This window comes from Hyphomonas sp., from assembly GCF_041689225.1.
Classification (GTDB): domain Bacteria; phylum Pseudomonadota; class Alphaproteobacteria; order Caulobacterales; family Hyphomonadaceae; genus Hyphomonas.
On sequence record NZ_JBDNGN010000147.1, the window covers coordinates 1 to 9065 of the forward strand.

Here is a 9065-nt window from a genome sequence, read left to right on the forward strand (position 1 = left end):
AGAGCGAACAGGACGGTCGGGTCGGACAGTTTTTCAATCATGACCGCATGCTATCGGGTGTCGCCCGCTTTGCCAGCCATTTTGGATGGGGCTGTCATAATTGCGCGGCGAGGTGGGGCGGGGCAACGCGCTTTACGAAATTGAGCAGCTCGTGGAAATCGACGCTGATCCTGCCCTTGGTGAGGATGATCTCCATCCATCCGACGAGGCGCCCGACACTCTGGCCGAGGACAAGGTCCGGCGCCGGGCTGACATGCAGCGAGCGGCCGCCGCGCACCGTGTCGATGCGCAGGCCGCCAATATCGTCCCATGCCAGCAATTGCTCGCGCCCGGCGATACGCATCAGGATCCCGCGCCCGTCGATGACGATTTCGGGTGCGGCCGACAGCGCCTGCTGGACGCGCCAGTAGATCAGCAGCGCAAGACCGACCAGCGCCATGGCAAGCAGGGTCTTGAACAACCCGCCCGCCAGTCCGCTGCCGAATGCGCTCACCGGCACCCGGACCAGTACGACAAGCCCGATCGCCATGGCGAGGCCGAGCAGGAACAGCATGATGCTTTCGCTGTACCGCTTCCGGTGAATTTCGAGACGATCGCCCATGCGGATGGCCACCTTGCCCAGTTCTGCCTGCATGCTAAACCGCGCCCAGCAACAATCCAGCGAATTCCTACGGAGCCCCGACACAATGGCCAAGACCCCCACCCGCACTGAATCCGACACGATGGGCCCTGTTGAGGTCGCCGCCGACCGCTACTGGGGCGCGCAGGCCGAGCGCAGCCTCGGCAATTTCAAGATCGGTTGGGAGAAGCAGCCAGAGCCGATCATTCGCGCGCTCGGCATCGTCAAGAAGGCTGCCGCTGAGGCCAATATGGACCTCGGCAAGCTCGACAAGGATCTCGGCAAGACCATCATCGCGGCCGCTGAGGAAGTCATCGCTGGCAAGCTGGATGACCATTTCCCCCTTGTCGTCTGGCAGACAGGCTCGGGCACGCAGTCAAACATGAACGCCAATGAAGTCATCTCGAATCGCGCCATCGAGATGCTAGGCGGCGAGATGGGCTCGAAAAAGCCGGTCCACCCGAACGACCATGTCAACATGAGCCAGTCGTCGAACGATTGTTTCCCGACGGCGATGCACATTGCGGCCGCCGAGGAAGTGACGCACCGCCTGCTGCCGGCACTGAAGCACCTTCACACCGCGCTCCACACCAAGGCGAAGGCCTGGGCCGACATCATCAAGATCGGCCGAACGCACACGCAGGATGCCACGCCCGTCACGCTCGGCCAGGAATTCTCCGGTTATGCCCAGCAGGTCGAAAACGGCATCGCCCGCATCGAATCGACGCTGCCCATGCTGATGCAGCTGGCCCAGGGCGGCACGGCGGTCGGCACAGGCCTTGCCTCACCAATCGGCTTTGCCGACAAGGTGGCCGGGAAGATCGCCGCCATCACCGGACTCGCCTTCACGTCCGCGCCGAACAAGTTCGAGGCGCTCGCCGCGCACGACGCGATGGTGTTCACGCATGGTGCCATCAACACGGTGGCGATGAGCTGTTTCAAGATCGCCAATGATATCCGCTTCCTCGGCTCGGGCCCGCGCTCGGGTCTCGGCGAACTGGCTTTGCCGGAGAATGAGCCCGGTTCGTCCATCATGCCCGGCAAGGTCAACCCGACCCAGTGCGAGGCGCTGACCCAGGTCTGCGCCCATATCCACGGCAACAATGCCGCCATCGGCTTCGCCGGATCGCAAGGCCATTTCGAGCTCAACGTGTTCAATCCGATGATGGCCTACAATTTCCTCCAGTCGACGCGACTTCTGGCCGACGCCGCCGTCAGCTTTACTGACAATTGCGTTGTCGGCATCGAACCGCGCCTCGACAATATCAAGCGCGGCCTCGACAATTCCCTCATGCTGGTCACGCCGCTCAAGGAAAAATACGGCTACGACCGCGCCGCCAAGATCGCCAAGACCGCCCACAAGAACGGCACGACCCTGCGCGAGGAAGCCATCAAGGACGGCATTCCGGCGGAAGACTTCGATGCGATCGTGCGCCCCGAGAAGATGATTTCGCCGGGGTGATTCCGGAAAAAGGATACACGTATGGCCGATACCGAGCGCATGGCGCGCCACGTTGAAGAACTCATGGCGCGTAAAGCCATTCGCCATTGCCTGTTTCGCTAATGCCGGGGCATCGACCGCGCCGATGAAGCGATGCTGCGCTCTGCCTACTGGCCTGACGGTACGGACCATCACGGACCGTATCAGGGCAGCGCGAGCGGGTTTGTGGACTGGGCCATGAAAGTGTTGCCGCATATCGAGCGCGGGATTCACCAGATTCACAATATCCTGATCGAATTCCGCGATGATGGCGCCGCCGTCGAGAGCTATTTCACGGCGCTCCAGCGCCAGCCCACGCAAAGCGGCGAGATGGAGCAGGTCGACATGAAGGGCCGTTATCTCGACTGGTGCGTTCAGCGCGACGGCGAGTGGCGTATCCTGAACCGTGTGGTGGTGTTTGATTGGGTTGAGAATATGCCCCTGCCGCCGGGCACCGAGGCCGAACGATTTGGCAACAAGACGCCGATTGGCGCCCGTTATCCGAACGATGCCGTCTATACCGTGTTCTAGACGGATTTTTCTTGCTGTTGCGAGGCCGCTCCCGCACTAGGGACGCCGAGACAACAGCAGGAGATATTTCGTGAGCATGGATTTCAGCAATTTGTTTTCGGTCGCCGGCAAGACGGTCGTGGTCACCGGTGGATCGCGCGGCATTGGCGAAATGATCGCAGCCGGCTTCCTGTCCAGCGGCGCGAAGGTCATCATTTCGTCACGCAAGGCGAAAGCCTGCGAGGAAACGGTTGAGCGCCTGAAGGCCGAATATGGCGGAGAAATCTATGCCATTCCGTCGGACGTTTCCAACATGGACGGCATTAACCATCTCGCTGACGAGATTGCGAAGCGGGAAGACAAGATCGACGTGCTGGTCAACAATGCCGGCGTGGCTTGGGGCGCAACCCTGGAAGACTTCCCTGAAGTCGGCTGGGACAAGGTGATGGATGTCAACGTCAAGGGCCTGTTCTTCCTGACCCAGAAACTGATGCCGCTGCTGCGCAAGTCCGCCAGCGCGTCCGATCCGGCCCGCGTCATCAACATCGCCTCGATTGACGGCATGCACACATCCCCGATGAGCGGCTTTGCCTATGGCACGTCGAAGGCCGCCGTGATCCATCTCACGCGCTTCATGGGCGCGCATCTCGCCGGTGAGCACATCCTCGTCAACGGCATCGCGCCGGGGCCATTCCCGACATGGATGCTGTCGACCGGCGTCGGCTTCAAAGGCGAGACGGAGGGCGTCGATTGGGGGTCGGTGGCGAGCCGCAACCCGTCTGGCCGTGTCGGCGCGCCGAGCGATATTGCCGGCCTCGCCATGTTCCTGTCGTCGAAGGCGTCCGCCTACATCACCGGCCATACGATTCCGTGTGACGGCGGCATCGTCTCGTCGAGCTAGACGCTCTGACCCGCCCGCGATCGCCGGCCCCCCTGCGCGGAATATGTGGAGGGTTGCCGGCAGGGGCTGGCGCGCCGCGTCTGTGGGTTTAGATTGGCGCAAGAAGAATCACTTCCGCCCAGAAAGAGACCCCCCCATGTCCAAACCTCCCATCGGCTCCAAGGACAACCCGTCCCAGTTCGATGTTATCGGCAAGCTCGCTGATGACGAGCCCTATTTCGTGATCCGCGCGCATGACCCGCTATCGTCCGCGCTGGTCGAATTGCACGCCTATATCGGCGCCGGCCAGTCGGGCGCAGCCCACAACAAGCTCGCTGAAATCATGGCCATGACATCGGCCCGCGCGCCGCGCCCGGCCTCGAGCCCGAAATACCGTGAAACCTTCGCGATCTCGCTGGCGATGGAACAATGGCGCGACAATCACAAGGAATGAACCTGGCGCCCGTCACGCTGGCGGATGACCATGTCCGGCTCGTGCCCTTCGACCCGGGCACGCATGCCGGGCCATTGCGCGAGATGGCGGAGCGCGCGCCGGAGCAGTTCCTGCTTTGGTCGCACCGGGGGCCGGGTGACTGGATCAGAAGGTGGCTGGATAATATTGCCCAGCGTGCAGCCGCAGGCACGATGATCCCGTTTGCGGTTCTCTCGGCCGATGGCGCGGACTATCTCGGCATTACAAGCTATCTTGATCCGAGCGTCGTCAATCGCGGCGTCGAGATCGGCATGACGGCCTATGCGCCGCATGCTGCCGGTACAGCAATCAACCCGGCGGCCAAGCGGCTCCTGTTGGCACATGCCTTCGGCGAACGGGCCTTGCGGGTCCAGTTTCAGGTCGACGCGCGCAACAAGCGGTCACAGGCGGCGGTGCTGAAGCTGGGTGCGAAAAAGGAAGGCGTGCTGCGCAACCACCGCGTCCTGCAGGACGGATTTGTCCGTGATACGGTCTTCTTCTCGATCCTCGACCGCGAATGGCCGGACGTGAAAGCGCGTCTCGACGCTCGACTGGCCGCCTTCGGTTGAGTAGTCTTGGTGCCATGACCACGCCGATCAATCTCAACACGGCCCGCAAGGCAAAGGCCCGCACCGCCAAGGCGCAGTCGGCCACCGAGAACCGCGCCAAGTTCGGCCGTACCAAGGCCGAGCGGACGCTGGAAGAAAGGCGGGCCGAGAAGCTCGCGAAACTCACCGACGGGCACCGCCTGGACAGCGACCCGGACAAACAGGGTTAACCAGACCTTTCGGCGCGGCCTCCGGCTTGCACTCTGTCTCGTCAGAGTGTTCCAAACCGGGAGAATCCGTCAGATGAAAAATGTCCTGATCAAGTTCGTCGTTTGCACCATCGCCTTTTCGGGCGGCATCGCCTGGGGCATCGCGGCCGAAGCCAGCGAGACCGGCGTCACGCTCGCCACAATGTTCGGCGGCTAGGCCTCAGCTGCCGGATTTCGGCAGGCTGCCATCCAGCAACATCTCGTCATAGCGACGGCCTGAGACACGCTGCAGCGCGTCGAAGATCGGCCGGGCTTTCTTGTCTTTCAGTAGGGGAATGCCGCTGGCCAGGTCAGCCGCCCGGGCATAGCGCAGCTGCGCCGTCTCCATGTCGCCGCGCGCCTCGGCGCAGGCCCCCAGATTGTGCAGCACCGCAGGCGCGCGCGGATAGGCGCGTCCCAACTCATCCCATTGCGCGCACGCCCCCGTGAAATTGCCGCCCTTCGTGGCGTCGACCGCCAGCGCGAAGCGCGTGTCATTCTGCTCTTCGGGGATCAGGCCCTCGGTCATGATCTCGGCGCGCACGGTCTTGTTGTAGGGTGCGATGTCATAGCGGAAACGCCGCACGGCCTCGACCACCGCGTCCTGCACCATGCCGATCGGGGCATTGTAGGGATTATAGTTCGACTGGCGCGGATCACGGTAGACGCCTTCAGAGCGGCCATCATCGGGATATTCGGCAATGTCGATACAGGTTTCCCGCGCCGATCCGCCCGGTTGGGCTGCCGTGAACACGTTGCGATTGCTGGCCAGGTCGATCAGGGTCGTGGTCACCGTGACAGCGACTGACTCGGTCGTGCATTCGGTTTCCACAAGGGCATGACGCTTGCAGTCGAACACGCCGTCATGTTTGACGCACCGGCGTTCGCGCTCATACCGGACCTCCTCATCCCAGGCATCGATATCCACGCGGCCCTCATAAACGCTGTCGGGTTGCCCCTGTGAAACAATGAACCAGGGCCTGCCGTCGAGACGGATTTCGGCGATCATCGCCGCCAGATCGCCTTCGGCGACATCGCTCGCGGGGCCGCGAAAGCGGCCGATATCGGGCGCGCGGTATTCGGCGGCCTGAGGGAAATTCGGCGCTATACGGGCCTCATAGTCATAGCCCGGCGTCTGGCAGGCTGCGAGCAGGGCCGTCGCGGTCAGGAAAAAGAAATATCGCATGGAATTGTCCCCGTTTTCGATCTGGTCGCTCTTCACTCTGGTGAAACGCGCTGAACCCCTTATGAACCAGAGCCCCGGCGCCGCCGCAAGGTCAATGGTTGACGCGGGCATGCACCGACGCCACTTGGGTGCCTGATTTCAATGGAGCCCGCCCGCATGACCAGCCCGCTTTTCAAGCCACTCAAGATCAAATCCCTCAACCTGCCCAACCGTATCGTGATGGCGCCGATGACGCGCAGCAAGTCGCCGGGCGGTGTTCCGGGTGAGGACGTCGCCGATTATTATGCGCGCCGGGCGGCCGCCGATGTCGGCCTGATCGTCACCGAGGGCACGACCGTGAAGCGGGGCGGATCCTCGAATGACCCGAACGTGCCGAACTTCTACAAACTGGAAGCCCTGGCGGGCTGGAAGCGCGTCGTCGAGAAAGTCCACGCAGTGAACGGCTTGATCGCGCCGCAGCTCTGGCACCAGGGCATGATGCGCAAGCCCGGCACCGGCCCGGAACCGGACGCCCCGACCGACAGCCCGTCGGGCATCACCCATTCCGGCAAACAGGTCTTCGACGCGCCGACAAGCGCCGAAGTCGACGACATGGTCATGGCTTATGCCAATGCCGCCGGTGAAGCTGTGCGGCTCGGATTTGACGCCATCGAGATTCATGGCGCGCATGGCTACCTGATCGACGAATTCTTCTGGGACGTGATGAACAAGCGCGACGACCGCTTTGGCGGTTCGCTGCCTGAACGCGCCACGTTCGCCGGTGACATCATCAAGGAAACCCGCAAACAGGTCGGCCCGGATATCGCGATCATCCTGCGTTTCTCGCAATGGAAGCAACAGGATTACACGGCGCGTCTGGCGCAGACCCCAGCGGAATTCGAAGCCTTCCTCAAGGTCTTCGTCGATGCTGGCATCGACGTGCTCCACGCCTCGCAGCGTCGCTACTGGGAAGCCGAATTCCCGGATGTCGACGGCGAAAACGGACTCAACACGGCCGGCTGGGCGAAAAAGCTGACGGGTCTCCCGTCGATCACGGTCGGCTCGGTTGGCCTCACCGGCGATTTCGAGAAGGCGTTCCGCGGCGAAGGCGCAACCGTTCGCAAGCTAGACGATCTCGAAGCGCGTCTCGACAAGGGCGAATTCGATCTCGTCGCTGTCGGCCGGGCCCTGCTGCAGGATCCTGACTGGGCCAAGAAGGTCCGCGAAGGCCGCATCTCCGAGCTCACGAACTATGATGCAAAGTCCCTCGCCACCCTCTACTAGAGCGAGGAACGTCTTTAACGTGCGGGGGAAAATGCCAGTGTCCGCGTCACCAGACGGTGCGCGGACGTGGCCTGATTTCTGCGCTGGGGTGGGACGGAATAGACCCCGTTTGATCTTTCCCGCTCAGCCTCGATCGGCTGCAACCGCATGTCCGGCCTTGTTGCTGGATCCTCCCTTATGAGGTGCGACACACCCGCGCCTCACTCGCCCTGCCTGGACGCGTTGCTGACCTCCCGCGCGTCCCGGCAGGGTATTTTCATCCGATGCCGACGCACCTGCGTAGAGGGTGGCAGGAAACACGCTCCTGCAGCCTGAAAGGTTCGGTATGCTCATTTCAAAAGCCCTTGCGCCCATCCTGCTGGTGGCCTCGTCGGTGACGACAGGCTGTGTCAGCCAGCAAGTGAGCCAGTTTGCCGACAGTCCCCGACAGCTCGTGCTTGAAGATTATTTTCTGGGAGAAACAGCTGCCTATGGCGTGTTCGAAGATCGCTTCGGCAAGGTGCGTCGCCAGTTCAAGGTCGACATTACCGGGACACTCGATGGCGACCGGCTGACCCTGACGGAAAAGTTCAAGTATGATGACGGCGAGCGCGATACGCGCGTCTGGGAGATCGACGTGTTGGGCGACGGTGCCTATCGCGGCACGGCCGGCGACGTTCCGGGCCTGGCCGAAGGGCAGGTATCGGGCAACGCGTTCAACTGGAAATACAAGGTCGATCTCAAGGTCGGCGGCTCGACATGGAATGTCGTCTTTGACGACTGGATGTACCTGATGGAGGATAATGTCCTGATCAACCGGGCCTATGTCACACGCTATGGCATTGAAATCGGCCAGGTCACGATTGCGTTCAACAAGCCGGCAGCGCGCTAGGCGCGTTCATAGGCGTCCTTCAGCCACGCTTTCACTTCGGCATCGACATCCGCGACGGTTTCCAGCCGCACCTTGTGCGTACACATGGATCCCGGCTTTTCGTCCAGCAGGCGCCCTGTGCCCGGTTCGCCCTTCAGGTTGATGCCTCGATCAATCCGCGTTTTGGTCGCCGGAACGATCACGGCGAAGTTCTTGGACCGGCGAAGTGCGACACTGGTCTTCTTGGTGCTGATTTCCATGTCCTTGCCGAGCGATGCGGCATATTTTACCAGCGCGTCGTGAACGGGCCGCAGCGCTTCCTTGCCCCTGTACTGTGCCTCCAGCATGTCTGCGGGATCAGCGTCCAGCCGGCCTTTTGCCGCCTGGCAGATGAAATTGGCCCCCCAGCCCATGGTCCGTCTTGAGCATTGTCACCTGCTCGCCATGCTTCTCGATGCCGCTCGCCTTGACGATTTTGACCCAGTCTTCCAGCGGCTTGCCCGTCTTTGCCTTGAGGCCCGCCTTCATGCTGGCCATCATTTCTTCTGCCGTCATCGCCATGCGTTCCTCCCTCCAAAGTGCCGGCGCAGACTAACACAAGTGCCAATCCCTGCTATATGTTCTCCATGAGTTCCGATCCGAATCGCCTTTCGATCAGCCAGATGGCTGCCGCGCGTCCGCCAGCAGCGGCGGGCGAAGCTGCTTACCTTGCGGGCCTGAACCCCGAACAACGCGAGGCCGTGCTGCACACTGACGGGCCATTGCTCGTTCTGGCCGGTGCCGGCACCGGTAAGACGCGTGTGCTGACCACGCGCCTCGCCCATATCATCGGCACCAAGAAAGCCTGGCCCAGCCAGACGCTGACCGTCACCTTCACCAACAAGGCCGCCCGCGAAATGCGCGAACGTGCGCTGAAGCTGATCGGCCCGGATGGCGAGGGCTTGCGCTGGCTCGGCACGTTCCACGCGATCAGCGCGCAGATCCTGCGCCAGCATGCCGAACTGGTCGG

14 protein-coding genes are annotated in these 9065 nt (G+C 62.3%); 10 read left to right on the plus strand and 4 right to left on the minus strand.

All coding sequences use genetic code 11. The features are described 5' to 3' along the window. Positions 1-94 precede the first annotated feature (94 nt). Positions 95-634 carry a hypothetical protein gene (locus tag ACESNB_RS14520; protein WP_373008545.1) on the minus strand — a complete coding sequence of 180 codons (540 nt, stop codon included), beginning with the start codon at positions 632-634 and terminating at the stop codon, positions 95-97. A gap of 52 nt (positions 635-686) precedes the next feature. On the opposite strand from ACESNB_RS14520, the gene fumC reads away from it, so the two are divergent. The 7 genes from fumC (at position 687) to ACESNB_RS14555 (ending at position 4935) form a co-directional block, all read left to right on the plus strand. Next, positions 687-2081, plus strand: a complete 1395-nt coding sequence (gene fumC / locus ACESNB_RS14525; RefSeq protein ID WP_373008547.1) for a class II fumarate hydratase — start codon at positions 687-689, stop codon at positions 2079-2081. Between the two features lie 111 nt (positions 2082-2192). Continuing rightward, a complete protein-coding gene (locus ACESNB_RS14530; protein WP_373008569.1) occupies positions 2193-2630 on the plus strand; it encodes a nuclear transport factor 2 family protein in 438 nt (145 codons plus the stop codon). A 76-nt stretch (positions 2631-2706) separates the two neighbouring features. Further along, the gene (locus tag ACESNB_RS14535) at positions 2707-3510 is read left to right on the plus strand and encodes an SDR family oxidoreductase (protein WP_373008571.1); all 804 of its coding nucleotides are present in this window, start codon (positions 2707-2709) and stop codon (positions 3508-3510) included. A gap of 136 nt (positions 3511-3646) precedes the next feature. Next, positions 3647-3943, plus strand: coding sequence for an aspartate decarboxylase (locus tag ACESNB_RS14540; protein WP_373008549.1), 297 nt, complete (start codon positions 3647-3649; stop codon positions 3941-3943). Continuing rightward, complete coding sequence (locus ACESNB_RS14545) at positions 3940-4530, plus strand: GNAT family N-acetyltransferase (protein WP_373008551.1); 591 nt, start codon at positions 3940-3942, stop codon at positions 4528-4530. The genes ACESNB_RS14540 and ACESNB_RS14545 overlap by 4 nt, the downstream gene beginning before the upstream one ends. 14 nt (positions 4531-4544) lie before the next feature. Beyond that, positions 4545-4739 (plus strand): DUF4169 family protein, encoded by a 195-nt coding sequence (locus ACESNB_RS14550; protein ID WP_373008553.1) that lies wholly within the window; start codon positions 4545-4547, stop codon positions 4737-4739. 73 nt (positions 4740-4812) lie between these two features. Then, positions 4813-4935 (plus strand): hypothetical protein, encoded by a 123-nt coding sequence (locus tag ACESNB_RS14555; RefSeq protein ID WP_373008555.1) that lies wholly within the window; start codon positions 4813-4815, stop codon positions 4933-4935. 3 nt (positions 4936-4938) lie between these two features. Here ACESNB_RS14555 and ACESNB_RS14560 read toward each other — a convergent pair whose 3' ends face one another. After that, positions 4939-6054: a tetratricopeptide repeat protein gene (locus ACESNB_RS14560; RefSeq protein ID WP_373008557.1), complete on the minus strand. Its 1116-nt coding sequence runs from the start codon at positions 6052-6054 to the stop codon at positions 4939-4941. 45 nt (positions 6055-6099) lie between these two features. Between ACESNB_RS14560 and ACESNB_RS14565 the strand changes: the two genes are divergently transcribed. Next, on the plus strand, positions 6100-7206 hold the full coding sequence (locus ACESNB_RS14565) for an NADH:flavin oxidoreductase (protein WP_373008559.1): 1107 nt from the start codon (positions 6100-6102) through the stop codon (positions 7204-7206). 325 nt (positions 7207-7531) lie between these two features. Beyond that, positions 7532-8077 carry a DUF3833 domain-containing protein gene (locus tag ACESNB_RS14570; RefSeq protein WP_373008561.1) on the plus strand — a complete coding sequence of 182 codons (546 nt, stop codon included), beginning with the start codon at positions 7532-7534 and terminating at the stop codon, positions 8075-8077. Here the strand turns inward: ACESNB_RS14570 and ACESNB_RS14575 are convergent. Next, on the minus strand, positions 8074-8403 hold the full coding sequence (locus tag ACESNB_RS14575; protein WP_373008563.1) for a DUF5655 domain-containing protein: 330 nt from the start codon (positions 8401-8403) through the stop codon (positions 8074-8076). The two genes, ACESNB_RS14570 and ACESNB_RS14575, sit on opposite strands and share 4 nt — an antisense overlap. A 10-nt stretch (positions 8404-8413) precedes the next feature. Next, positions 8414-8617, minus strand: coding sequence for a DUF4287 domain-containing protein (locus ACESNB_RS14580; RefSeq protein WP_373008565.1), 204 nt, complete (start codon positions 8615-8617; stop codon positions 8414-8416). Positions 8618-8673: 56 nt separating this feature from the next. Here ACESNB_RS14580 and ACESNB_RS14585 point away from each other — a divergent pair. Continuing rightward, a partial coding sequence (locus ACESNB_RS14585) for a UvrD-helicase domain-containing protein (RefSeq protein WP_373008567.1) occupies positions 8674-9065 on the plus strand: 392 nt, incomplete at its 3' end.